This window comes from Niveispirillum sp. FG148, from assembly GCF_057809655.1.
In genome coordinates, this window is record NZ_JBMDKJ010000039.1 from 1 (window position 1) to 23344 (window position 23344).

At 64.1% G+C, this 23344-nt stretch carries 23 protein-coding genes; 11 read left to right on the forward strand and 12 right to left on the reverse strand.

All coding sequences use genetic code 11. The features are described from left to right. Positions 1-30: 30 nt before the first annotated feature. Together ACODTW_RS25455 and ACODTW_RS25460 are read right to left on the reverse strand one after the other, a co-directional pair. Complete coding sequence (locus ACODTW_RS25455; protein ID WP_488948948.1) at positions 31-540, reverse strand: hypothetical protein; 510 nt, start codon at positions 538-540, stop codon at positions 31-33. 47 nt (positions 541-587) lie between these two features. Further along, on the reverse strand, positions 588-761 hold the full coding sequence (locus ACODTW_RS25460) for a DUF4169 family protein (protein WP_488948949.1): 174 nt from the start codon (positions 759-761) through the stop codon (positions 588-590). Between the two features lie 81 nt (positions 762-842). Between ACODTW_RS25460 and ACODTW_RS25465 the strand changes: the two genes are divergently transcribed. The 4 genes from ACODTW_RS25465 (at position 843) to ACODTW_RS25480 (ending at position 7733) form a co-directional block, all read left to right on the forward strand. Next, positions 843-4022: an AsmA family protein gene (locus tag ACODTW_RS25465; protein ID WP_488948950.1), complete on the forward strand. Its 3180-nt coding sequence runs from the start codon at positions 843-845 to the stop codon at positions 4020-4022. A gap of 87 nt (positions 4023-4109) precedes the next feature. Beyond that, a complete protein-coding gene (locus tag ACODTW_RS25470) occupies positions 4110-4892 on the forward strand; it encodes a 3-hydroxybutyrate dehydrogenase (protein ID WP_488948951.1) in 783 nt (260 codons plus the stop codon). Positions 4893-4982: 90 nt separating this feature from the next. Beyond that, a complete protein-coding gene (locus ACODTW_RS25475) occupies positions 4983-6032 on the forward strand; it encodes a patatin-like phospholipase family protein (RefSeq protein ID WP_488948952.1) in 1050 nt (349 codons plus the stop codon). A gap of 111 nt (positions 6033-6143) precedes the next feature. Further along, positions 6144-7733, forward strand: coding sequence for a peptide MFS transporter (locus ACODTW_RS25480; RefSeq protein WP_488948953.1), 1590 nt, complete (start codon positions 6144-6146; stop codon positions 7731-7733). 68 nt (positions 7734-7801) lie between these two features. Here ACODTW_RS25480 and surE read toward each other — a convergent pair whose 3' ends face one another. Beyond that, positions 7802-8566 carry a 5'/3'-nucleotidase SurE gene (surE, locus tag ACODTW_RS25485; protein ID WP_488948954.1) on the reverse strand — a complete coding sequence of 255 codons (765 nt, stop codon included), beginning with the start codon at positions 8564-8566 and terminating at the stop codon, positions 7802-7804. Between the two features lie 88 nt (positions 8567-8654). Here surE and ACODTW_RS25490 point away from each other — a divergent pair, with 88 nt between their 5' ends. Together ACODTW_RS25490 and ACODTW_RS25495 are read left to right on the forward strand one after the other, a co-directional pair. Further along, entirely contained in the window at positions 8655-8990 is a 336-nt protein-coding gene (locus tag ACODTW_RS25490) for a DUF1491 family protein (protein WP_488948955.1), read from the forward strand. Between the two features lie 111 nt (positions 8991-9101). After that, entirely contained in the window at positions 9102-11279 is a 2178-nt protein-coding gene (locus tag ACODTW_RS25495; RefSeq protein WP_488948956.1) for a TonB-dependent siderophore receptor, read from the forward strand. On the opposite strand, the gene ACODTW_RS25500 is transcribed toward ACODTW_RS25495, so the two are convergent. Further along, on the reverse strand, positions 11269-12678 hold the full coding sequence (locus ACODTW_RS25500) for a GGDEF domain-containing protein (protein ID WP_488948957.1): 1410 nt from the start codon (positions 12676-12678) through the stop codon (positions 11269-11271). The genes ACODTW_RS25495 and ACODTW_RS25500 overlap by 11 nt on opposite strands. A gap of 343 nt (positions 12679-13021) precedes the next feature. Between ACODTW_RS25500 and ACODTW_RS25505 the strand changes: the two genes are divergently transcribed. Then, a complete protein-coding gene (locus tag ACODTW_RS25505; RefSeq protein ID WP_488948958.1) occupies positions 13022-14677 on the forward strand; it encodes a pectate lyase in 1656 nt (551 codons plus the stop codon). 25 nt (positions 14678-14702) lie between these two features. Here the strand turns inward: ACODTW_RS25505 and ACODTW_RS25510 are convergent, their stop codons facing one another. The 7 genes from ACODTW_RS25510 to flgB all read right to left on the reverse strand — a co-directional run bounded on the left by ACODTW_RS25510 (position 14703) and on the right by flgB (position 20311). Further along, complete coding sequence (locus ACODTW_RS25510) at positions 14703-16880, reverse strand: ATP-binding protein (protein WP_488948959.1); 2178 nt, start codon at positions 16878-16880, stop codon at positions 14703-14705. A 69-nt stretch (positions 16881-16949) separates the two neighbouring features. After that, positions 16950-18029 (reverse strand): flagellar biosynthesis protein FlhB, encoded by a 1080-nt coding sequence (gene flhB / locus ACODTW_RS25515; RefSeq protein ID WP_488948960.1) that lies wholly within the window; start codon positions 18027-18029, stop codon positions 16950-16952. Positions 18030-18044: 15 nt separating this feature from the next. Beyond that, a complete protein-coding gene (fliR, locus tag ACODTW_RS25520) occupies positions 18045-18809 on the reverse strand; it encodes a flagellar biosynthetic protein FliR (protein WP_488948961.1) in 765 nt (254 codons plus the stop codon). Next, entirely contained in the window at positions 18809-19099 is a 291-nt protein-coding gene (gene fliQ, locus ACODTW_RS25525) for a flagellar biosynthesis protein FliQ (protein ID WP_488948962.1), read from the reverse strand. Before fliQ ends, fliR begins: the two co-directional genes overlap by 1 nt. 16 nt (positions 19100-19115) lie before the next feature. Further along, positions 19116-19430, reverse strand: a complete 315-nt coding sequence (fliE, locus tag ACODTW_RS25530) for a flagellar hook-basal body complex protein FliE (protein WP_488948963.1) — start codon at positions 19428-19430, stop codon at positions 19116-19118. Between the two features lie 31 nt (positions 19431-19461). Then, entirely contained in the window at positions 19462-19875 is a 414-nt protein-coding gene (flgC, locus tag ACODTW_RS25535; protein ID WP_488948964.1) for a flagellar basal body rod protein FlgC, read from the reverse strand. A 31-nt stretch (positions 19876-19906) separates the two neighbouring features. Then, positions 19907-20311, reverse strand: a complete 405-nt coding sequence (gene flgB / locus ACODTW_RS25540) for a flagellar basal body rod protein FlgB (protein WP_488948965.1) — start codon at positions 20309-20311, stop codon at positions 19907-19909. Between the two features lie 355 nt (positions 20312-20666). Between flgB and ACODTW_RS25545 the strand changes: the two genes are divergently transcribed. The 4 genes from ACODTW_RS25545 to fliP are packed head-to-tail and all read left to right on the forward strand — an operon-like array spanning position 20667 to position 22409. Then, positions 20667-20975 (forward strand): EscU/YscU/HrcU family type III secretion system export apparatus switch protein, encoded by a 309-nt coding sequence (locus ACODTW_RS25545; RefSeq protein WP_488948995.1) that lies wholly within the window; start codon positions 20667-20669, stop codon positions 20973-20975. Then, the gene (locus tag ACODTW_RS25550; protein WP_488948966.1) at positions 20972-21319 is read left to right on the forward strand and encodes a hypothetical protein; all 348 of its coding nucleotides are present in this window, start codon (positions 20972-20974) and stop codon (positions 21317-21319) included. Before ACODTW_RS25545 ends, ACODTW_RS25550 begins: the two co-directional genes overlap by 4 nt. Then, the gene (locus ACODTW_RS25555) at positions 21319-21651 is read left to right on the forward strand and encodes a flagellar biosynthetic protein FliO (protein ID WP_488948967.1); all 333 of its coding nucleotides are present in this window, start codon (positions 21319-21321) and stop codon (positions 21649-21651) included. The genes ACODTW_RS25550 and ACODTW_RS25555 overlap by 1 nt, the downstream gene beginning before the upstream one ends. Continuing rightward, positions 21648-22409: a flagellar type III secretion system pore protein FliP gene (fliP, locus tag ACODTW_RS25560; protein ID WP_488948968.1), complete on the forward strand. Its 762-nt coding sequence runs from the start codon at positions 21648-21650 to the stop codon at positions 22407-22409. Before ACODTW_RS25555 ends, fliP begins: the two co-directional genes overlap by 4 nt. Before the next feature lie 23 nt (positions 22410-22432). Here the strand turns inward: fliP and ACODTW_RS25565 are convergent, their stop codons facing one another. Continuing rightward, positions 22433-23284, reverse strand: a complete 852-nt coding sequence (locus ACODTW_RS25565) for an AAA family ATPase (RefSeq protein WP_488948969.1) — start codon at positions 23282-23284, stop codon at positions 22433-22435. Positions 23285-23344 lie beyond the last annotated feature (60 nt).

Below are 23344 nucleotides of genomic sequence, written 5' to 3' on the forward strand. Positions count from 1 at the left end.
AAGCCGGAGAGCGCGATGACAACGCCGCTCCTACACCACGCACGGGGACGTGATCTTGAACGACCACAGAACCTCGCCGCTGTCGCTGAATTGTGCAATGCCACCCGCCGACACCGCTTGGGTTCCGTCGGCCATTCGGCAGGCAAAAATGCCTTCATCGAAATAGGCGACCCACAGCGTTCCATCCGGCGAGCAGATCAGATTTTGAATACCGTCTCCCAGGAACAGCCGCCGCTCCTCCTCACCATTGGCTGAATAGAGAATTCCGTTCTTATCGTTCCCCGACGTTCGAGATGACACCACAAGCCAGCGTCCGTCGGACATTCGGTCAAAAAGTGCAAATTCGCACGACGGCACAAGAACCGTGCCCGTCTCTCTCTTTCCATCGAAAACGGAAAGTTGGAACACAGAATCCTGAGCCCTATGCGTTCGAACAATCCCCAAACAGCCATCGATCAGCAGACAATAAACATGGTCAGACCAGCCTGACGGTGCAGCCGGCAACGCCGATTGATCACTCATCTGCAAGAGATCAGTCATGGGGTATCCAACAATGCTCAGGCATCCGCATCGAATCTTCTACGCCATCAGTCGACTTTATGTCCATCCAACAGCCGCTTGGCCGCATCCGCCTCCGCCTGTCGCTTCTGCTTCTCCGCCTTGGTCTGACCGAACTTCACGCGATTCTCCGCCGCCTGCTTTTCACGCTCGGTCTTTGCCTTCGCCTTGCGGGCGCGGTTGAGATTCACGATTTCGCCCATTTCATTCCCTATGCTGCGGCCGGCCGGACGCGATAGGTTAAGGCCCGACCGGTCTGGATTGGCAAGGGAATTGGAGTTGGCGTGAAGCGGTTGGCTTACATCACGGGTCTTCTGCTGGCCCTGCTGCTCCTGGTCTTGCTGGCGGGGCCGGCCCTGATCCCGTGGAACGAGATGCGGTCCCGTGTTGCCGACAGTCTGTCGACGTTGACCGGGCGGCAGGTGATCATCGATGGCGACCTGGGCGTCGCCTTCCTGCCCACCCCTACCCTGACGGCCCGTGATGTGCGCATCGTCGACCAGGGCGATGCGCTGGCCACCGTGGAAAGGGTTGATCTGCATATACGCCCCCTGGCGCTGCTGCGGGGTGAGTTGCGGATGGAGAAGCTGGGGCTGACCGGCGCCGAACTTCGGGGCCTGCTGGCCCCCGATCAGCCGGCACGCTGGCCCGTAACCATCACGGCGCTGGGCAATGCCGCCGGCGTGGAAAGTGTCACGCTGAACGACGGCACCTTGCTGCTGGAACATCCCGGCTCTCCCCCGGTCCGGCTGGACGATCTGTCGGGTGACCTGTCGGCCGGCGGGCCGGATGGACCGTTCCAGCTGACGGCGGCGGCGGCGATGGACAACAAGCCCTTGCGCCTTACCCTCAACGCCGCGCGCCGCGCCGCGAACGGCACCATGCCGGTGCGGACATTGCTGTCCCTGCCCGATGCCAAGGCCGAAGTGCGCTTCACCGGCACCATTCCGGCCGGCACCGACGACAGGGCCGAAGGCGATCTGTTGGCCCAGGCCCCGGACGCGGCCAGCCTGCTGCATCTGCTGCGGCATCTGCCGGGTCTGAATGGCCTTACCCCTCCGGAAACGGGACCGATGCTGGTGCTGCGCGGGCGGCTGGCCATATCCCCGGCGACCATCGCCATGGATGGGATCGACCTGCAATGGGGCGGCAGCCGGGCCACGGGCAGCGTCGAATTCCAACGCCAGGGCGGTAAGGACAGTGCCGTCGTGCTGTCCTTCACCAACCTGGATATTGACGGACTTCTGGCCGGCACACCGGGATCGATGCCCTGGGAGACCGTAGAGCCGCTGTCGCTGGACCTGCTGGCCGATCAGGCGCGTTGGCGCGGTGACAGCCTGCGTGACCTGCGGCTGGTGGGCCGTATCGATGCCAATACCCTGAAGGACGCCGATCTTTCAGCCACCCTGCCGGGCGGCACGGACATCGGCCTGAAAGGCGCGCTGGATTTCACCGGTGAGCAGCCGACGCTGGACGCCGCCCTGACCCTGAACAGCGACAGCCTGCGCGACACGCTGGCCTGGGCCGGCGTACCAGTGGACAAGGTGCCCCTGGAACGGCTGCGCAAGGCGGGATTGACGGGCCGCCTCACCGGGAAGCCCATCGACTTCGCCCTGACCGACGCCAGCGGGTCGGTCGACACGACGGCCCTGTCGGGCGCATTGACGGTGACGCGCCGCGACCGCCTGGGCATCGGCCTGCGCCTGACGCTGGACCGGCTGGACCTGGATGCCTACCGTCCGGCTGACGCCGCACCCTGGTGGCAGACGCTGGCGCCGCTTCTGGACGGGGTTGATATCAGTGTGCAAGCCAAGGCCGACCTGCTGACCCAGCAGCATCTGCCGGCGGAAAAACTATCGATCGATGCCGAATGGACCGGCAATGCCCTGATCCTGCGGGACGCGTCCACGGCGTCGCTGGCAGGGCTGGAGGTGAAGGCCAGCGGCCACCTGACCAATCAGGAAGGCAGCAACAGCCACCTGACCCTGACGGCCGAGGGCGCCAGTCTGGCACCGCTGCTGCGCACCCTGGGTCGGCCGGACCCGGTGCTGGCCGAACGTCTAGGCCCCGTCGGCCTGGACGCAAGACTGGTCGGTGACGCGGAACGGCTGACCGCCGATATCCGGGCCAAGGCGCTGGGTGGGGAAACCCATATTGGCGGCATGGTCGACAATCCCTTCGCCAAGGCGGAGACGGGACAGCATCTGGACCTGAAAATACGGTCCACTCTGCCGGAGACGAGCCATCTGCTGCGCCTGTTCGTGCGCGACTGGCAGCCGGCGGGGCCGCTGGGGCCCGTCGACGCCTTCGCCGCCGTCAGCGGTACGACGGACGGCCCCCTGTCGATCTACGACATTCAAGGAACCTTCGCCGGGCAGACAGTGAAAGGGGCGCTGACCTGGAAAGGGGCTGCGGCCGATGGTACGGCACCGCCGCAACTGGATGGCGGCCTGACCGTCGGGGCGTTGGATGCTGACCTGATGGCGCCCCTGCTGGCCCGCGACGGCGAAGCCTGGAACCTGGACTGGACGCGCGGCACGGCGATCCACCTGCGCTTGGAGACACCGGCCCTGACCCTGGGTGGGGAGAAGCTGGAGGCGGCCGTCCTGCCGCTGTCCACGGCACCCGGCCTGATCCGCCTGGAAGGGGCAGAGGCGACGTGGCAGGGCGGCAGGGTGGCGGTCACAGGTGCCCTGGAACAGACGCAGGCCGACAAGCTGGCGCAAACGCCCGGTCCCGCCCCCCTGGCCGCCAGCCTGACCCTGGGGGTGAAAGATGCGGTCGTGCCGGCACTGCTGTCGGGAAAATCCCTGGGCGTCAAGCCGGCGGGACGGTTCGATCTGTCCTTCACGGGCACAGCCGCCGGCGCCACGCCACGCGCAGCCCTTGCCGCCATGAATGGACGCGGCAACCTGTCCCTGCGGGGCACCATCCTGACGGGACTGGATCTGGCAGGTGTGACCCGGGCCCTGTCGGATGGTGGCCCCAAGGGGGCCGCCATCCTGCGCGCAGCCCTGCGCAAGGGCGGCGATATCCCGTTCGACAGCCTGTCTGTCGATTTCGACATGGCCGATAAGGTCGTGGGCCTGAGCGGCCTGTCTGGGCAGGGCCCGCAGGGCAGCCTGAGCGGTGCCGGCCGCTGGTCCTGGCGCGACCGCACGGTTGATCTGACCCTGGCGGTCCAGCCGTCCGCCCCCAAGGGCGCGCCCGCCATGGGCCTGCGGTTGGCCGGCCCCGACCAGGGGGCGGTACGCACGCTGGATCTGGGCCAGGCCGACCGGTGGATGGCCGAACGGGAGATGCAAAGGCTGGCGAAGGAGCCGCCCGCCCCCTCCCCGGCCGCGCCGACACCCACGCCCAGCCCCCCCGCAACACGGCCAGCGGCACCACCCCCGGCGGAACCGGCAAAACCGACGCGCGACGCGGTTCAGGGCATTCTGGACAAGCTGAAAAGGAATCCTTGATCTGGAAGTCGAATAGGTATTCATCTTCATCCATCCATCAGCCCGCAACCGGAAGCACGGCGGGAGAAGCAGGGAGTGAGTGCCATCATGTTGAAGGGTAAGGCTGCCATCATCACCGGCTCCACCAGTGGCATCGGGCTGGGCGTAGCGCGCAAGCTGGCCGCCGCCGGCGCCAATGTCGTGCTGAACGGCTTCGGCGATACCGTCGAGATCGAGGCTACCCGCGCTGCCATCGAGGCGGATTTCGGCGTGCAGGCCGTCTATTCCGCCGCCGACATGACCAAGCCCGACCAGATCAAGGGCATGGTGGATCTCTGCGTATCCCGCTTCGGCGGTGTCGATGTGCTGGTCAACAATGCCGGCATCCAGCATACGGCGTCGGTCACGGATTTCCCGGCCGAACGTTGGGACAGCATCATCGCCATCAACCTGTCGGCCGTGTTCCACGGCATCCAGGCAGCCCTGCCCCATATGCAGGCCAAAGGTTGGGGCCGCATCGTCAACATCGCCTCCGTCCACGGGCTGGTCGCATCGGTGAACAAGGCTGCCTATGTGGCCGCCAAGCATGGTGTCATCGGCCTGACCAAGGTGGTGGCGCTGGAAAACGCCGAAAGTGCCATCACCTGCAATGCCATCTGCCCCGGCTGGGTTCTGACGCCGCTGGTGCAGAAGCAGATCGATGCGCTGGCCGCCCGCGAGGGCATCAGCGCTCAGGAGGCGCAGGTGAAGCTTCTGTCCGAAAAGCAGCCATCCAAGCAGTTCACCACGCCGGAGCAGCTGGGCGATCTGGCCGTGTTCCTGTGCAGCGATGCAGCATCCAATATCAAAGGCGCCTCGCTGACCGTGGATGGCGGCTGGACGGCGCAGTAAATCCCCAAACCCCTGGCGGGAACCACCGGTTCCGTTTCGTTCGACCGGTGTTCCCGCGTGATCACAAAATAGATCGGTTAACGAATCATTATGACCCGCCGCCGCACTGACAGTCTGCCCCCCGCCCGTCCGCGCGTGGGGCTCGCCCTGCAAGGCGGCGGCTCCCATGGTGCCTTTACCTGGGGCGTCCTTGACCGGCTGCTGGAGCTGGACCGGCTGGATGTGGAGGCCATTTCCGGCACCTCGGCCGGGGCGCTGAATGGCGCGCTGCTGTCCTATGGCTGGCTGACGGGCGGGTCGCAGGGGGCGCGCGACCTGCTCTCCCGGTTCTGGCGGCGCGTGGCCAAAGCCAATGCCTTCGGCCCGCTGTCGCCCTCCTTCCTGACGCAACTGACGGGCAACCCGAATGTGGAGGCGCACCCGGTCTATGCCGGGTTTGACCTGATGATCCGCATGATGTCGCCCTATCAGTTCAACCCGCTGGGCCTGAACCCGCTGGTGGAGGTGCTGGGCGACCTGATCGATTTCAAGGTCCTGCGCGAAGCCACCGAACACCGGCTGTTCGTCAGCGCCACCAACGTCACCCAGGGCAAGATGCGCCTGTTCCAGGGCAAGGACCTGTCGGTGGAGGCGCTGCTGGCGTCAGCCTGCCTGCCCTTCCTGTTCCAGGCCGTCGCCATCGACGGGGAGCATTACTGGGACGGCGGCTATATGGGCAATCCGGTGATGGACCCGCTGATCAAGCAATGTACCACCAACGACATCATCATCGTGCAGGTCACGCCGCTGCACCGGCCGGAAGTGCCCAAGGCGCCGACGGCCATCGTCGACCGCATCAATGAAATCAGCTTCAATTCCATCTTCCTGCGCGAGTTGCGGTCGATCGAGCTGGTGAACCGGCTGCTGACCAATGGCGCCATGACGCCGGAAGGGTCGGGCATGCGCCTGATCCATCTGCACCGGATCGAGGCGGAAGAGCACATGACCCATCTGGGTGTGTCCAGCAAGCTGAACGCCGATTGGGGGTTCCTGCAGGAACTGCGCGACATGGGCAGGGCGGCGGCCGATCAGTGGCTGTCGGCCCATGGGAAGGCCCTGGGCCGCTACAGCAGCTTCGAGACGGGGCCGCTGTTCGTCTGATCAGCAAATGGTGTGACCGACGTCACAGTCCGATACAGTTGCCCCCTATGTCGGCGGGGGCAAACATGTTATAGCGGCCCATCCTCAGCATCCAAACACAACAAGGCTGCAATGGCTTGGATATCAAACGACCCCGAACGGGGTTTCTTCGGACATCCGCGAGGTTTGGCGCCGCTTTTCTTCGCCGAGATGTGGGAACGTTTCTCCTTCTACGGCATGCGCGCCCTCTTGACCCTCTATCTGGTCAAGCATTTCCTCTATAGCGATGGTGCCGCCGGCTTCATCTACGCCTCCTACACATCGCTGAACTATGCCATGCCCGTGATCGGCGGCGTCATCGCCGACCGGTATCTGGGCAACCGCAAGGCCGTGATGCTGGGAGCGATCCTCCTGGTCTGCGGCCATATCGGCATGGCCTTCGAAGGGGCGCCGGCCCAGGTGATCGACGGCGTCGTCGTGCGTCAGTCGCCGTTTGACCAGATCATGTTCCTGTCGCTGGCCTTCATCATCGTCGGCGTCGGCTTCCTGAAGTCGAACATCGCGACCATGGTCGGCAAGCTGTATAACAGCAAGGACGACCCGCGCCGCGACCCCGGCTACACCATTTTCTACATGGGCGTGAACCTGGGTTCCTTCTTCTCCACCATCCTGTGCGGCTGGCTGGGGGAGACCTATGGCTGGAAATACGGCTTCGGTCTGGCCGGGATCGGCATGGTGTTCGGCCTGATCATGTTCGCCCGCGGTACCCAGTGGTATCGCAATTGTGAACCGCCGAACCCGGAAAAGCTGAAGGCGCGGACGGCCATCGGCCTGTCGCAGGAATGGATGATCTATGCCGCCGCCGTCGTCGGCGTACTGATCAACTGGCAGCTGGTGCAGAACCACCACATTGTCGGCAGCCTGCTGCTGACCATCGTGGCCCTGGTGGCTGTGTTCCTGGGCTGGTTCGGTCTTTCCCAGTGCACGAAGGTGGAGCGTGACCGGCTGCTGGTCATGCTGATGATGATCACGCTGTCGGTGGTGTTCTGGACCCTGTTCGAACAGGCCGGCACGTCGCTGACCCTGTTCGCCGATCGCAATTCGGACCGCTCCTTGTTCGGTCTGGTCATTCCGGCCTCCACGGTGCAGGTCTTCAACCCCATGTTCATCGTGCTGCTGGGCCCGGTGTTCAGCTGGCTGTGGGTATGGCTGGCCAAGCGTGGCAAGGAACCGTCCACCCCGCTGAAGTTCGGTCTGGCCATCATTCAGGTGGCCCTGGGCTTCGGGGCGCTGGTCGTCGGTGCGTCGGCAGCCGGTGAAGATGCCCAGACTGGCCTGATCTGGCTGGTGCTGGCCTATCTGCTGCACACGACCGGTGAGCTGTGCCTGTCGCCTGTCGGCCTGTCGATGATCAACCGCCTGTCGGTAGCCCGCATCGCCGCCATGATGATGGGCGTGTGGTACCTGTCCTCCTCCGGTGCGCATTACCTGGCCGGCTTCATCGCCGAGATGGCAAGTGCCAGCGCCGAAGGCGGGGCCGTGCTGTCGCCGCAGGAAAGCCTGCAGGTCTATTCGGGCGTGTTCTACGACCTGCTGATCTGGGCCGGTGGCATCGGCGTTGTCGTCTGCATCCTGTCTCCGCTGATGAAGAAGCTGATGCACATGGATGCCGCCGACATGCACACGGAAGTCAAGCCGCAGGCCAAGCGCAAGTCGGCCTGATCCAGGTGTGATGGTCAGGAAAGGCCGTCCGGGGCAAAACCCGGGCGGCCTTTTTTATTTGCAGCAGATCAGCCGCCCAGCGCCGCCAGGGCTGCCAGATCCGTATGGTCGAAGCCCAGGGGCGTCACGCTGATCTGTCGGTTGCGCAGCGCGTCGATGTCGCTGCCCGGTGCCCCCTGCCCCGGATGGCGGCGGATCGACAGCCAGTGATAGGCAAAGCCGCGCGTATCCTCCCGCGTGTCGATATCCAGCTTCATGCTGCCCGCGGCCGCCTGCCGCGTAACGGTCACGCCCGTCACCTCGTCCGGCTCCACATCCGGAAAATTCACGTTCAGCACGTTATCCGGCGTGGTGCCGAAGCGCTGCACGATGCCGGCCAGCCCGCTGATGGCCGTGTGCCAGCGGATATTATCGCGATCCCGCCAAGCCTGGCTGACGGCATAGGCGGGCACGCCGCAGAGTTTCGCCATCAGGGCGGCACTGACCGTGCCGGAATAGCCCACCTCCTCCCCCATATTTGCACCCCGATTGATACCAGAGAAGACGATGTCCGGCGGATTGTCGCGCAGCACATGGCGCAGGGCGACGATGACGCAGTCACTGGGCGTGCCGCTGACGGCGAAGCGGCGGGGACCGCGTTCCTGGATGCGCAAGGGGGCATGCAGGCTGAGCGCGCGCGACACGCCCGACTGGTCATGTTCGGGCGCCACGATCCACACTTCCCGCGCCAGCGGCGTCACCGCCTCCAGTAGGGCCGCCATGCCCGGCGCGTCGATGCCATCATCATTGGTCAGCAGGGCGCGCTTGAACAGGGGCATGGGCGTGGCTTGCATCTTGGTTCCCGGATATGGTGTTTCCTCACTCAGTCCCATTCAAATCGAACAAGCGTTTCAAGTCGAGCGGAACAAGGCCAGCCAGACCATGGAAGAACGCCTTCCCACCCATCTGTTTGTGCAGAGCCATCTCTGGCGCCTATCGGCAGCCGCCGTGCCTGCCTATGTCCTGCGCAAGGGGGAGCGGGAAAGCGGGCTGGTGCTGTTGAAAGTCACCGTGCCTTTCCAGGGCAGCCGCCTGTTCAGCCAGGGTCGCGACATCAACGGCAAGATGGGCTGGGTGCCCGGCGCCAATGGCGCGATGGTGGATGAAGGCGAGGCCCAGGCCTTCATCGACCGGCATGTGAAGCGCGATCCCGACCTGTGGGTGATTGAGGTGGAGACGCGCGACGGGTCCAACCCGTTCATCATCGAGAAGGACTGAGCACTCCCCACGCAACCCAGACCCCCGCCCGCTTTTCCTTGCAGCGGCGGATGAATTCGTGAATTCAGGCGCGGAACCCCGATCGAACCCCAGACATTGGTTCCGCAACCCATGCACAAACCTTTTAGCTTTCACGCCCGTATTCTGTCCGCCACGTCCGCCCTGCTGACCCTGGCGCTGCTTCCCCAAACCGGACGGGCCACAGCGGCCGTCCCCGCCGACGGCACGGCCCTGGACGAGATCGTCGTCACCGCCACCCGCCGCGCCACCGCCATCCGCGATGTTCCAGCCAGCGTTTCCCGCGTCGACCGCGCGGATTTCGAAAACAAGGCCACCCGTTTCATCGGGGAAGAACTGCGCGGCCTGCCCGGTCTGGTCGTGAAGACCAATGACCAGGGCACCTATACCGATATCACCATCCGCGGCGTGCCCAACCGCGTCCATAACGACACGATCACCGTGCTGATGGACGGTGTTCCCTTCGTCACCGGCGATGACGAGGTGGACCTGGAACAACTGCCCTTCGGCGTCATCAGCCAGGTCGATGTCGTGCGCGGGCCGACCAGCGCGCTGTACGGTCGCGGCGCCATCGCCGGCACCATCAATTACATCACCCGCGATGTCACCGACGAGCCTTTGGCCAAGGCCCAGGCCGGCATCGGCTCCAACGGCTGGCGGAATGCCGCGGCCATGATCCAGCGCCCCACGGGCGATATCGGCGCCCTGCTGATCTCTGCCCAGGTGCAGACGGCCGATGGCTGGCGCGACCGCACCGACCGGGACGAACAGACCCTGTTCGTCAAGCAGCGCCTGGACCTGACCGAAGGCACGGTGCTAAACCTGACCGGCACCTATGTGAACACCGAACAGGGTCTGGCCGGCGAATTGCCGACCGACATCCACGGCACCCCCATCGCCCTGCCCCGCGGCCGCAAGGGCAACTGGAACGAGGATGGGGCCGGCTTCGACAAGCGCATGTGGACAGGCACGGCTGTGCTGACCAGCGAGATCACGGACAGCCTGACCAGCACCACCCGCCTGCATGCGCGCCACGCGCACACGGCCGGCAAGCAGGGTTTCGCCAATGTCTTCGATCCAACGGCAGGCACGGTGAATTTCACCGGCTTCCGCGTCGATGGGGAGACTGACACCTATTTCGCCGAACAGCAGGTCGATCTGCGCCTGGATGACACCTGGCGCGTTCTGGCCGGGGCCAGCGCCGAAGAGGTCAATGCCCACCATATCGAGACCTGGACAGGCGAGTTCGATTTCGGCCCCCGCTTCTATACCCAGCGCCGCGACATCGCGACGGGCACGCCTGTCGATGCCAACTTGTGGCAGTCGGACCGGCTGCTGGACGGCAAGGCCCGCAACCGCACCCAGGCCGGTTTCGCCCAGATCGATGCCGATTGGGGCGCTGTCGCCGCCAGCGTCGGCGCCCGCTATGACCGGTTCCAGCGCAAGGTGCATTATGGCCCGTCGGGCAGCGGCTATGGCCCCGATCCCGTCGTGACCGTGAAGGACACGGACGACCATGTCAGCCCCAAGGCCTCGCTGCGCTGGCGTATCGATGATCTGCTGACGGCCTATGCCGCGTTCGGCGAAGGGTTCAGCCCCGGTTTCGGTCCCATCTGGTCCTTCCGCAACCGCAACCCGGACCTGAACCCGGAAATCGCCCGCAATATCGAAGCCGGGGTGAAGGGCCAGTCGCCCGATGGCCGCTTCACGGCCACCCTGACCGCCTATCAGCTGCGCCGCAGCGACCTGTTGCAGCTGCTGCCCGTGGGCGGATCGGCCCGCACCATCAACAGCGGCCGGCAGCGGTCGCGCGGGGTGGAACTGGAGGCGGCGGCCGATCTGGGCGGCGGCCGGTCCCTGAACCTGTCCTATGGCTATACCCAGGCCATCTGGACGGAGAATGCCTTCCTGGAACCCGACACCAACCGCCCGTTCGACTTCACAGGCAAGGATGTGGCGGGCGTACCGCGCCATGCCGGGCGGGTGGAACTGGTCCAGGTGCTGGAGGGGCCGGCCCTGACGCTGCGCGGCTGGGCCGACATTTCCGGTGACTACGCCTATGACGGGGCCAACAGCCGCCAGGCCGGCGGCTATGCCCTGATCAATGCCGCAGCCACCTGGGCAGCGGCAGACAATCTGGACCTGACGCTGACGGTGCGGAACCTGTTCGACCGGGAGGTGAACAACATCCTGTCGAACAATGATGGCCCCTATGCCTATTTCCCCCAGGCACCGCGGCAATGGATGCTGACCGGGTCGGTCAGCTTCTGAACGGAACCAGGACTGGTGAGGCCACATCTGCTTCAACGCAGTTGCGGCCCGCCAGCTTGGCCCGATACATCGCCTTATCGGCTGCCTGGACCAGATCGCTGGGCACGGCCGGGAACGTTCCGGGCCATCCACAGGCCGCACCGACGCTGATTGTCACGATCCCATGGGTTCCTGACAGGTGCGGCAGGCGCAGCGCCTCAACCGCACGCCTGATCCGATCCGCCAGGGTCAGCGCACCCTGGATATCGGCGCCGGGCGCGATCAGCACGAATTCCTCCCCACCATAGCGGGCCAGAAGATCGCCTTCCCGGTGCAGCACCCCGCGCATCGCCTGCGCCACCAGGCGCAGACACTCGTCCCCCGCCAGGTGTCCTTCGCTGTCATTATAGAGCTTGAACTCATCCACATCGGCCATCAGCACGCCCAACGGCTGACGCGCCCGCGCCGCACGCCGCCATTCGGATGCCAACGCGTGATCGAAGCGCCGGCGGTTGGGCAGGTCCGTCAACGCATCAATCTGTGCCAGTTCCTCCATGCGGTCGCGGGCATCCGTCAGCGCTCGCCGCGCTTCCTGAAAGGCCAACTGGGACAAGGTGGACCGGATCGCAAACAGCAGCATACCCGCCAATCCCGCCACCAGCCCGGCCTTGAAATGGATCTGCGACAGGGCGAAAGCCATGTCCAGCAGCACGACCGCCAGAAAGGCGGGACTGAGCAGCCGGATCGCATCAGCGAAAAGACGCGGAGGATCGGGTACGAATCGGGCCGGCTCCTGCGCCCGGTGCCTCAGCACGACGATGATGAACAACAGCGCCGGCACGGACGCGATCAGCATGACCGGTGATCCGGGTGGCGTGTTCAAACGTGCCAGAACGAAATGGTTGATCAGGAAGGCTTCGACAGCGTAGGTGCCCAGCAGCAGTGCCGTAAGCCCCGCCATGCGCCGCTCCGCATCTGTCGGCTGCACCAGCAGGGATATCACGGCCAGGGCCGCAAGCCCGAAATTCTCCAAATCGTGGAACGACAGGGCCGTATGGGCGGACACGACGGGGACGGCGATCTGATCCCCGGCCACCAGCCGCGGGAACAGCAGCAGGGCCGCCAGCAGGCTGAACAGCAGCGCCTGGGCCACTTCCACCCGGCGCATATAGGGACCGGTTTCGATATCGCTGGATCGGCTGACCAGCAGAAACCAGGGCACGCCGCGTAAGAGGAACAGCAGCGTGTCAATCCGGGCCACGGAATGATCCGCCTGCACCACACTTTGCAGCCAGGCGATGGCGGCGTAACCGGCCGCCCACAACAGGAACCCCCCGGTCAGCATCATCCAGCGCCAGCGTAACTGCGGATGGGCGCGCGTGCACTCCGCAAAGCTGAGGCCGGCGGCCAGCAGAAGCATGGCGCCAACCCCCAACGATGTCACCCACCCCTGGTCCGGAACCGTCAGGGACAAACCAAGGTGAACCAGCAGGATTCCCCCCGCTGCCACCATCCATCCACGCCCACTGTTGGGCCACCAAGCGGTCAATTCGCCCCCCGCGAAACGGTCTCCGCTACTGCCACTATAGGAGGGCACCACGGGTGGAACAATGTCCATTCAGGGCGGAGTGCAAGTCATCGCTAGCTTTGCCATCGGCAAAGGGAGGCATGATCCGTCTAGGAAACCGGTGTCATGTATGCTTTACTATGCTCAAAGGCAGCAAAATAGCTGCCTGTCGGAGAGAAGCCCGGAGAATTTCGTGATGTCGATAGCCGCCTTCAGGCGTGCCCTGCTTTGCGCCTGCACCGCCCTGTTTCTGACCGGCCCTGCCATGGCCGCGGACAGGCCGGCACCAGCGGCGATCCATGAAAGCACCCAGACACCGGACCGGGAGACCATCCTGGCCACCATGAAACGGGCGGCACGCTTCATGGTGGAAGAGGCCGCGGTGGGCGGTGGCTATGTCTGGCAGTATCTGCCGGACTTTTCCCGACGCTGGGGCGAACTGGAAGCGGCACCGACCATGATCTGGGTACAGCCGCCCGGAACGCCGACCATGGGGCACCTGTTCCTGGACGCCTGGCACGCAACGGGTGACGTCTGGTACCTGGATGCGGCCATGAAGACGGCCGACGCCCTGATCAAGGGGCAATTGCCCAGCGGCGGCTGGAACTATGTCATCGATACGGCCGGGGAGGAATCGCTCCGGCGCTGGTACGGCACCTATGGCAGGAATGCCTGGCGCATGGAGGAATTCCATCATTATTACGGCAACGGAACGTTTGACGATGCCGGCACTGCCGAGGCCACCCAGTTCCTGCTCCGCCTTCATCTTGCGAAGAAGAAGGACAAGCGCATCAAGCAGGCCCTGGATAAGGCGCTGGGTTTCATTCTGGATGCGCAATATCCCAATGGCGGCTGGCCGCAGCGTTTTCCCCTGGTGAAGGATGGCGGCCTGCATGGTCGGCCGGACTATACCGGCTATATCACCTTCAACGATGACGTGGCGGGCGAGAATCTGGAGGTGCTGATTTTCGCCTACCAGACCCTTGGCAACAAGAAGCTGCTGGAACCGATCCGGCGCGGCATGGACATCTTCATCGCGACCCAGCAGCCCCAGCCACAGCCGGCCTGGGGATTGCAGCATCGGGTGGACGATCTGAAACCGGCCGGTGCCCGCACTTATGAGCCGGAAGCCTTTGCCACCCACACGACAGCCAACAATATCAAGCAACTGCTGAATTTCTACCGCTTGACGGGCGATCCCAGATTTCTGACCCGTGTGCCGGAGGCCCTGGACTGGCTGGACAAGGTACAGTCACCCGCCAACCTGCGCAGCAATGGTCGTACGCATCCGACTTTCCTGGAGATCGGGACCGATAAGCCTCTCTATCTGCATCGCCGCGGATCGAACGTGGTGAATGGCGAATATTATGTCGATGGCAATCCCACCGACGTCATCGGGCACTATGGATCGTTCCGCGCCATCCGGACCGACGCCTTGCGTGGCGAATATCAGAAATTGGCGGCCATTCCGGGATCGGACGTGGCCAAGGGTTCGCCGCTGCTGGCCAAGCCGGGCACCTATTCCCTGCCCCGCTACTTCACTTTACGGGATGTCGATGTGTTCGACATGATGCACCCCGACAAGTCGGAGAAGCCGCAGCCGGCCGATAAGCTGACGGCACTGGTGGCTGATCTCAATCCGCGGGGATACTGGCCGGTCAAGCTGACGACGACGTCCAACCCCTATGGCGGCGACGGTCCCCGCCAGCCCGTAGGGGGGGAATACCGTACGACGCGGGTCGGTGACACCAGCGACACCTCCCCCTACACCACGGATTTCCCGGTAGAGGGCATCTCCACCGACGCCTTTGTGAAGAATATGGGGAGTTTGATCCAGGCGCTGGGTCAGTGAGCGGCCGGACGGCCGGTCGGCAACCTCACCGACCGGCCTGATCCTGCCCCATGACTTCCTTCACCTTAGTGGCAAGCTGTTTCAGGCTGAAAGGCTTGGGCAGGAATTCGACGACCTCCCCGCCGCCGACGGAACTGCGGAAACGTTCCTCCGCATAGCCGGAAATGAAGATCACCTTCACGTCGGGCATGAATTCACGCACAGCGCGGATCATGGCCGGCCCGTCCATCTGCGGCATCACGACATCGGTGACAATCAGATCGACCGGCGGCCTTTCCGGCCCGCGCAGCAGGTCCAGGGCCGCCTCTCCGCTCTTGGCTTCCACCACCTCATACCCCTTGTTGCGCAGGGCGCGGGCGGAGAAGACGCGCACGGCGTCTTCATCCTCCACCAACAGGATGCGACCGACGCCGGTCAGATCGGCTGCCCCCTTCTCCGCCCGCTCGACCGCAGCGGCGGTGGCGCCATCCTCCTGGAAGCGCGGCAGATAGATGGAGAATTTGGCGCCATCCCCAGGCGCGCTGTCGACAAAGATGAAGCCGCCCGTCTGCCGCACGATGCCATAGACCGTGGACAGGCCCAGCCCGGTACCCGACCCCACCTCCTTGGTAGAAAAGAACGGCTCAAAAATGCGCTGCAGATTTTCAGGCGGAATACCGACGCCGGTATCGATGACCTCCACCAGCACATAATCTCCCGGCGGCATCGTTTCCGTTGCCCGCTGCACCGGCTCTGCCACATGGACATTGGAGGTCAGAATGGTCAGCCGCCCGCCCGTGCCGGCCATGGCGTCGCGGGCATTGACGCAGAGATTAATGATCACCTGCTCCAACTGCCCCTGATCCACCTTGACCAGCCCCAGGTCGCGGCCATGCATCATCCGCAGTTCAATATTCTCACCGATCAGACGGCGCAGCAGATTGGACAGTTCGGCAAGAACGTCGGTAACCGACAGAACACGGGGCTGCAACGTCTGCTGGCGGGAGAAGGCCAGCAGCTGCCGCACCAGGTTGGCGGCCCGATTGGCATTCTGCTTGATCTGCATGATGTCGGTGAAGGAATGGTCTCCCGGCTTGTGCCGCAACAGCAGCAGGTCACAGAAGCCGATCATGGCCGTCAGCAGATTGTTGAAATCATGCGCGACGCCACCGGCAAGCTGACCGATGGCCTGCATCTTCTGGGACTGGACGAACTGCGCCTCCAGGTTCTTCTGGTTGGTCATATCCACCAGATAGAGGATCAGTTCCGGCGCCCCGCGGCCGTCCAGGCGACGCACGAACAGATGGACTATGGGTCCAGGGGAGCCACGCAGCTGCACCTCGTAGGGTGTGCCACCGTCAGCGCCGTCGCGAATGGCCGTCAGGTGCTGCTGCAGGTTGCTGCGCTGGTCCCGCCGGAACAGATTGACGAAAGGCCGCCCCTGCGCCTCATCCCCCGGCAGGCCGGCCAGCATCAGCACAGCGCCGTTGCATTCCACCAACCGGAAATCCGCATCGACCAGGGCGATGCCGATGGGCGCATACGCGAAAAAGCGCTGGAAACGCAGTTCGACCGGCGGCGACAGCATGTCGTCGCAGACCTGCGCCATATCCTCTCCGGCCAGAACCATGGGTGCCGGCGGTTCCGCAACCGGCGGAGCCGCATTATCGGACGCAGCGGGTGGCACCGTCTCCATCTGCCACAGCGAATGGCCGGGGCAGCCGTCCAGAACACGCACCGACAGGCGCAATTCCCGGCCATCGGCAAATCCCAGGATGGTGTCGCCTTCAACCCCACGTTCAACAGCGGCCAGCAACCGTTTGATTTCCAATGGCGCCAGGGAAGTGCCCGCCGCGCGCGCCAAGGCATCAAGCGGTGGCTGCCGCCCCGGCGAAGCCAGATCACGAAAGGCGGGGTTATAAAGGACGGCACGCCCGTCGGGTCCAATCAGCACCGTCGGCACCGGCGATGCTTCCAGTGCGCGGGCCAGCAGGTGGCGCCGCCATTCCGTCTGCGCACTGCGGGCCCCGATGATCCGGATCAGCAGCAGGGCGCAGATGGCCAGCGCCGCCCCTGCCGCCCAGACGATCAGGCCGCCGCGCAATCCACCCGTCCACTCGGCCGGGGGCGGCCCGTCCAGGCGGGCAAGAAAGACCAGGGCCAGCAGGGCGATCACCACCATGCCGGCCAGCCCCAGGGCCGCGGCGCGGGCCGTCGCATTCATGCCGGGAAGGGAGGCTGGTTCTCGTCTGCGCATGTCTGGCCGGGTTTTGACGGTGGAAGGAAGCGGCGATCAACGGGGAATGGGTTTGCGCTTCATCTTGAACACATAGGAGATGACCTCGGCCACCGCCTTGTAATGGTCGGTGGGGATTTCCTGGTTGACCTCGGCCGTCGCGTAAAGCGCGCGGGCCAGGGCCGGATTGGCAATCAGGGGCACGCCATGTTCTTCCGCGATTTCCCGGATGCGCTGGGCCAGATGGTCAACGCCCATGGCCACGACCGTCGGCGCATTCATGACGGACGGATCATATTTCAAGGCGACCGCATAATGGGTCGGGTTCGTCACCACGACGTCGGCGGTCGGGATATTCGCCATCATCCGGTTACGGGCGCGTTCGATACGCAGTTGGCGGATCTTGCCCTTGATCAGCGGATCACCTTCCGCCTGCTTGAATTCCTCCTTCATCTCCTGCTTGGTCATGCGCATCTGCTTCATGAAGCTGAAGCGCTGATACATGTAATCGGCGCCGGCCAGGACCAGCAGCACCAGCAGCACGGCCATGATGATCTTGGCCGCCAGATGCTGCGTTTCCTTCACCACATCCAGCAGGGCCATGGCGATGAAATGGTCGACCGAATTCCACAGCGGACGCAGCATCGTGTAGACGACGAACCCGACAATCAGCAGCTTGGACAGGGATTTCAGGAATTCGACCAGGTTCTTCATCGAGAACTTGTGGGCCAGCGCCGACAGGGGATTGAGGCGCGACAGATCGAACTGGAAAACCTTTTCCGTCGTGATCAGGAAGCCCACCTGCACCACCGACGCGACCACAGCCGCCACCATCAGGATGATCAGCGGCACGGCCATGGAGATGGTGACGCTGGTGATCAGATCGGTGAAAATCACGCCAAGCGCGCCGCCATCCATCTGGATGGCGTGGGGCTGTTCGATGAAGGGGGTTATGGTCAGGTTGATACGCCCGAACGACCAGGGCAGCACCATCATGATCAGGATCAGCGAAGCCCCCAGCACAAACAGGTGGCTGAATTCCTGTGATTTCGGGACCTGACCCTTCTCGCGCGCATCCTGTAAGCGTTTACTGGAAGGATCTTCTGTTTTGCTGTCGTCATCCTGGTCTTCAGCCATTCGGTCCCTCCCCCGTCACAGCTGCAGAATGTTGACAAGTTGCCCTTCGAACCGGGCCAGCCAGAAGGTGATCAGGGCCGTCAGGCTGAACGCCAGCAACGCCATCCCCAGGATGATCTGGATGGGTGCGCCGACAAAGAAGACCTGGATCTGCGGCACCAGTCGCGAGATCAGTCCGAGCCCAAGATAAAACAGCAGGCCGATCACGGTGAACGGCGCCGACAGCTGCAGGCCGATAATGAAACTGTCGCCCAGCAGGCGCGCCAGATGCTGCGACACATCGCCCAGCGGCAGCCATTGTCCGGGCACGAACAGGCTGTAGCTGTCTACGACCGCCATCAGCAGCAGGTGATGCAGGTCGGTGGCAAAGATGACGATCAGCGCCAGGACGCCAAGGACGGCGGAAACCGGGTTGCCCGGCTGCGACATGGCGGGGTTGAATGCCTGTGCGGCCGACAGGCCCATCTGATTGGCGATCATGAAACCCGCCACCTCCAGCGCCGACATCAGCATGCGGGCGACGGTCCCCAGGAAAATGCCGATCAGCGCCTCCGCCACGATCAGCAGGGCGAGATCGGCCGGGCTGGCCGGGGCCTTGGGCATCATAGGCAACAGCACAGGCAGCAACAGGAAGGACACGGCCAGCGCAAACAGCAGACGGATGCGCGGCGATACATACTGTTCGCCAAAGCCGGGCATGATCAGCAAGGCCGAGCCGAGACGCACGAAAACCATCAGGAACACATAGACCGACCCGCCCAGGATCGCATCCAGCGCCATCAGCCGCCATCCCCATCCTGCGCCGTGCCCACGGCCACAATCCGATCCATGATGCGTTCAGTGAAGGTCTTCAGATGGCTGTTCATGAAGGGCAGCAGAAAGACCATGGCCGTGAACATCAGCAGGATCTTCGGCACGAAGGTCAGCGTCTGTTCCTGCAACTGCGTCAGCGCCTGGAACAGGGAGATGGCCAGGCCAACAACCAAAGCAATCAGCATCAGCGGCAGGCTGACGATGATGGTGGTGAACAACGCGTCGCGGACGACTTCGATGGCCTCTGCCTCGGTCATGACGGGGACCTGTCCGTCACATCGGCATGCGCAGGATTTCCTGATAGGCGGAGATCACCTTGTCGCGGACATTCACCACCGCCTGCAAGGTCACTTCCGCATTGGTCACGGCATTGACCACATCAGCCAGATCGGCCTTGCCCACGACGCCCTTGGCCGTCATCTCCTCTCCCTTGTGCATCGTATCCAGGGACTGGGTGACAGCACCTTCCAGCATGTCGCCAAAGGACGGGCCGTCAGACGGCGCCGCGGCCTTGCCGGCAGGGGCGGACAGCCCGCGCATGGCAGCACTGGCATAGGCGGAAGCGGCATTGCTGAAGGGAATGGCCATGGCGTGTCTCTCTCAGAAGGGCGGAGAAGGATCAGTTGGAACGCAGCAGGTCGACCGTGCGCATCACCATCTGCCGCGTGGCATCCAGCGTGTTCAGGTTCGCCTCGTATGAACGCTGCGCCTCGCGCATGTCCATGCTTTCATAAAGGGAGTTCACATTGGGCATCAGGACGTAGCCGTCCTTGTCGGCGCTGGGATGACCCGGATCGTAGCGGCGCTGGAAGTCGCTGCGGTCCACGTCGATCTTCTTCACCTGGACCAGATTGGTCCCCAATTCCTTGTCCAGCGCGTTCTGGAACAGGATCACCTTGCGCCGGTAGGGCAGATCGCCCGGCGACGGGGCGGTGGAATTGGCGTTGGCCAGGTTTTCAGCAATGATGCGCAGGCGCGTGCCCTGCACCTTCATGCCGGCGGCCGATGCCGCCATCGAATTCATCAGATCCATCTCAAACCTCCCTCAGGCGCGCAGCCCATCATCAACGCGGCGGCGTCATGGCGGTTTTCAGCATGCCGACCTGCTTGCGGTACAGGTTGGTCACGGTCTGATATTCCATGTTGTTCTGGCCAACCTTCATCATCTGCTCCTCCAGCACCACGGAGTTGCCGTCGGGCGACGTCTCATAGGGCGTCCGTTCAGCAGCGTCGGTAAAGGCTCCCTTTTCAGGGATGGTGCCGGACAGATGACCGGACTGCGATCCGGCAAGCTGCATGCGCGCGGAATTGCGCAGCTGCTTCTTGAAATCAAACTCGACCAGGTCATGCGGACGGTAATGGGGCGTATCAGCGTTGGAGATGTTCTTCGACAACAGCTCCTGCCGCTGGTTGTGCCAGGCCATCTTGTCCGACATCAGGCGGAACAGACCGCTATCCTTCAGATCCATGGCGAACGCTCCCATCCTTCCACGTTCTGGCGCCACCGCAGCACCATTGACATGACCAGCACAATGCAATTTCCACGCCATCGGCGCTCTTTCCGACGGCATCACGCCCCGGACTGGCCCGCATTTTGCGGAGCATGCGAACGGCGGCGCTGTCCACGCGCCATTCCAATATCCACCATAACGCATCGGCGGGATGGATAAACATGAAATCGCATCGCGCAACACCGGCTGCGGCCCGAATTGCATTCTGCTATGCTGCGTGCAGCCATATAGGTGGTTTCGCCGCCGGAACAGCTGTTCGACCAGGGAATCAGGGGCCGTGAACCAGGGACCGGAGACAGATGCCAGACCGCCGATGCGCCGCCCCGTGGCGGTGGCGCTGCGCAACGACCGCGGCGATGCCAGCCTGCCCCGTGTCGTCGCCACCGGCCATGGCGCGGTGGCCGAACAGATCCTTGAACTGGCCTTTGCCCATGGGGTGAAGGTCCGCACCGATGCCGACCTTGCGGAAATACTTGCCGCCGTCGACGTGGAAAGCGAAATTCCCATTGAAGCGATTGCCGCCGTGGCGGAAATCCTTGCCTATGTCTATCGTGCCAACGGCACCTGGAACGAACCGCGTTCCGCCGGCCCGAACAGTGAAGAGCCCGCATCCGCACCATGAGCCAGCCCCCCGCCATCCCCGGTCAGCCCGCTGCCGCCGACATTGCCCAGACGCTGGACAGTCTTCTGGACCTGCTGACCCGCGGGGAGGAGGCACTGGCCGCGGGCAAGATGGTGGATCTGGCGGGGCTGGAGCGTGAGGTGCAGCCCATCCTGGAGGCCGCCGTCGCCCTTCCCCCCGAAGAGGCGCGCGGTCTGCTGCCGCAGTTGGATGCCGTTCTGGGCCTGCTGGACCGGGTGACCAGCACCATGGAGCGGGTGCATGGCGCCAAGCTTGGCGGCAGCGAGACCCACGCCACCCGCATGCGGGCCACCCAGGCCTACCGGGCCGGCAAGGATATCTGATGGACGCCAGCAATTATCTGCGCCTGGTCCTGGCCCTGGCCCTGGTCCTGGGGTTGATCGGGGGCTTTGCCCTGTTGCTGCGGCGGTTCGGCCCGGCGGCCGGCCTGCCCATGCGGCGCAAGGGCGACCGACGCCTCAGCATCGTGGAGGTGCTGGCCCTGGACGCGCGGCGCCGGTTGGTGCTGGTCAAGCGTGACGGGGTGGAGCATCTGTTGCTGCTGGGCCAGAGTGACGACCGGGTCGTGGAAACGGGCATCACCCCCCCGGGTGGCAGCACGAATGAATTCAAGGCGGTGCTGGACCGCCAGGACAGGATGGACCCACCGGCATGACGGGCAAGCCGCTTCTCTCCCTTCTGGCCCGCTTCGGACTGCCGCTGGGCCTGTTGCTGGCGCTGGCGGCGGGGCCTGCCATGGCGCAGAGCCTGTCGCTGGACCTGGGCGACCAGGGCCCCAGCGGCACGGGCCGCATGGTGCAGTTCATCGCCCTGCTGACGGTGCTGTCTCTGGCGCCCAGCATCCTGATCATGATGACCTGCTTCGTGCGCATCACCATCGTGCTGAGCTTTCTGCGTTCCGCCATGGGCACGATGCAGGTGCCGCCCAACCAGGTGCTGGTCAGTCTGGCGCTGTTCCTGACCTTCTTCATCATGGCGCCCACGCTCCAGACCTCCTACGAGCAGGGCATCCGCCCCCTGATCAATGAGGAGGTGGACGAGATCACGGCCTTCAAGCGGGCGGTGGCGCCCTTCCATACCTTCATGATGCGGCATGTGCGGGAACGCGACCTGCAATTGTTCATGGACATGTCGAAGACCCCACCCGTGGCGGAACCGAAGGATGTACCGCTGCAGGTCGTCATCCCCGCCTTCATGCTGTCGGAACTGAAGCGGTCGTTCGAGATCGGCTTCCTGGTCTTCGTGCCCTTCCTGGTCATCGACATGGTCGTGTCGTCGGTGCTGATGGCCATGGGCATGATGATGCTGCCGCCAGCCATGATCTCGCTGCCGTTCAAGCTGATCTTCTTCGTGCTGATCGACGGCTGGTATCTGATCGTCGGCAGTCTGGTGCAGAGCTTCGGGGAGCTTTAGGCTCCCCACCGCCCGGCGCCCGCTCAGCCCTGGTTGTTGCGCCGTGCCAGGAAGGCCAGGCGTTCGAACAGGTGAACGTCCTGTTCGTTCTTCAGCAAGGCGCCATGCAGCGGCGGGATCAGCTTCTTCGGGTCGCGCTGGCGCAGCGTTTCCGGCGACACATCCTCCACCAGCAGCAGCCGGATCCAGTCCAGCAGTTCCGACGTGCTGGGCTTCTTCTTCAGCCCCGGCACGTCGCGCACCTCATAGAACAGGGTCAGCGCGTCGCGCAGCAGCTCGGCCTTCAGGTCGGGGAAATGCACCTCCACGATGCGGGCCATGGTGTCGGCATCGGGGAAGCGGATGTAATGGAAGAAGCAGCGGCGCAGGAAGGCGTCGGGCAGTTCCTTCTCATTATTCGATGTGATGATGACGACGGGCCGCTTGACGGCCTTGATGGTCTCCCCCGTCTCGTAGACGAAGAATTCCATGCGGTCGAGTTCCTGCAACAGATCGTTGGGGAACTCGATATCGGCCTTGTCGATCTCGTCGATCAGCAGGACGGGCGGTTCGTCGGCCTCGAACGCATTCCAGAGCGGGCCCTTGCGGATATAGTTCTTGATGTCCTTGACGCGCGGGTCGCCCAGCTGGCTGTCGCGCAGGCGGCTGACGGCGTCATATTCATACAGCCCCTGCTGCGCCTTGGTCGTGGATTTCACATGCCAGGACAGCAGCGGCCGGCCCAGGGCCTTCGCCACCTCCTGCGCCAGCACGGTCTTGCCCGTCCCCGGTTCGCCCTTCACCAGCAGCGGTCGCTGCAAGGTAATGGCCGCATTCACGGCAACGCGAAGATCATCGGTGGCGACGTAATCCTGGGTACCTTGGAAACGGGTCATGGTCTGCCGGGCTGTTCAATGGGTCCGCGCGGCATCATTGCCGGAACGACCCGGAATGGC

Bases quoted from the DNA above. Each gene is read 5' to 3' on its own strand.
- ACODTW_RS25455 (WP_488948948.1), bottom strand. From the start codon at position 540: ATGACTGATCTCTTGCAGATGAGTGATCAATCGGCGTTGCCGGCTGCA.
- ACODTW_RS25460 (WP_488948949.1), bottom strand. From the start codon at position 761: ATGGGCGAAATCGTGAATCTCAACCGCGCCCGCAAGGCGAAGGCAAAG.
- ACODTW_RS25470 (WP_488948951.1), top strand. From the start codon at position 4,110: ATGTTGAAGGGTAAGGCTGCCATCATCACCGGCTCCACCAGTGGCATC.
- ACODTW_RS25475 (WP_488948952.1), top strand. From the start codon at position 4,983: ATGACCCGCCGCCGCACTGACAGTCTGCCCCCCGCCCGTCCGCGCGTG.
- ACODTW_RS25480 (WP_488948953.1), top strand. From the start codon at position 6,144: ATGGCTTGGATATCAAACGACCCCGAACGGGGTTTCTTCGGACATCCG.
- surE (WP_488948954.1), bottom strand. From the start codon at position 8,566: ATGCAAGCCACGCCCATGCCCCTGTTCAAGCGCGCCCTGCTGACCAAT.
- ACODTW_RS25490 (WP_488948955.1), top strand. From the start codon at position 8,655: ATGGAAGAACGCCTTCCCACCCATCTGTTTGTGCAGAGCCATCTCTGG.
- ACODTW_RS25495 (WP_488948956.1), top strand. From the start codon at position 9,102: ATGCACAAACCTTTTAGCTTTCACGCCCGTATTCTGTCCGCCACGTCC.
- ACODTW_RS25500 (WP_488948957.1), bottom strand. From the start codon at position 12,678: ATGCTTCTGCTGGCCGCCGGCCTCAGCTTTGCGGAGTGCACGCGCGCC.
- ACODTW_RS25505 (WP_488948958.1), top strand. From the start codon at position 13,022: ATGTCGATAGCCGCCTTCAGGCGTGCCCTGCTTTGCGCCTGCACCGCC.
- ACODTW_RS25510 (WP_488948959.1), bottom strand. From the start codon at position 16,880: ATGAATGCGACGGCCCGCGCCGCGGCCCTGGGGCTGGCCGGCATGGTG.
- flhB (WP_488948960.1), bottom strand. From the start codon at position 18,029: ATGGCTGAAGACCAGGATGACGACAGCAAAACAGAAGATCCTTCCAGT.
- fliR (WP_488948961.1), bottom strand. From the start codon at position 18,809: ATGGCGCTGGATGCGATCCTGGGCGGGTCGGTCTATGTGTTCCTGATG.
- fliQ (WP_488948962.1), bottom strand. From the start codon at position 19,099: ATGACCGAGGCAGAGGCCATCGAAGTCGTCCGCGACGCGTTGTTCACC.
- fliE (WP_488948963.1), bottom strand. From the start codon at position 19,430: ATGGCCATTCCCTTCAGCAATGCCGCTTCCGCCTATGCCAGTGCTGCC.
- flgC (WP_488948964.1), bottom strand. From the start codon at position 19,875: ATGGATCTGATGAATTCGATGGCGGCATCGGCCGCCGGCATGAAGGTG.
- flgB (WP_488948965.1), bottom strand. From the start codon at position 20,311: ATGGATCTGAAGGATAGCGGTCTGTTCCGCCTGATGTCGGACAAGATG.
- ACODTW_RS25545 (WP_488948995.1), top strand. From the start codon at position 20,667: ATGCGCCGCCCCGTGGCGGTGGCGCTGCGCAACGACCGCGGCGATGCC.
- ACODTW_RS25550 (WP_488948966.1), top strand. From the start codon at position 20,972: ATGAGCCAGCCCCCCGCCATCCCCGGTCAGCCCGCTGCCGCCGACATT.
- ACODTW_RS25555 (WP_488948967.1), top strand. From the start codon at position 21,319: ATGGACGCCAGCAATTATCTGCGCCTGGTCCTGGCCCTGGCCCTGGTC.
- fliP (WP_488948968.1), top strand. From the start codon at position 21,648: ATGACGGGCAAGCCGCTTCTCTCCCTTCTGGCCCGCTTCGGACTGCCG.
- ACODTW_RS25565 (WP_488948969.1), bottom strand. From the start codon at position 23,284: ATGACCCGTTTCCAAGGTACCCAGGATTACGTCGCCACCGATGATCTT.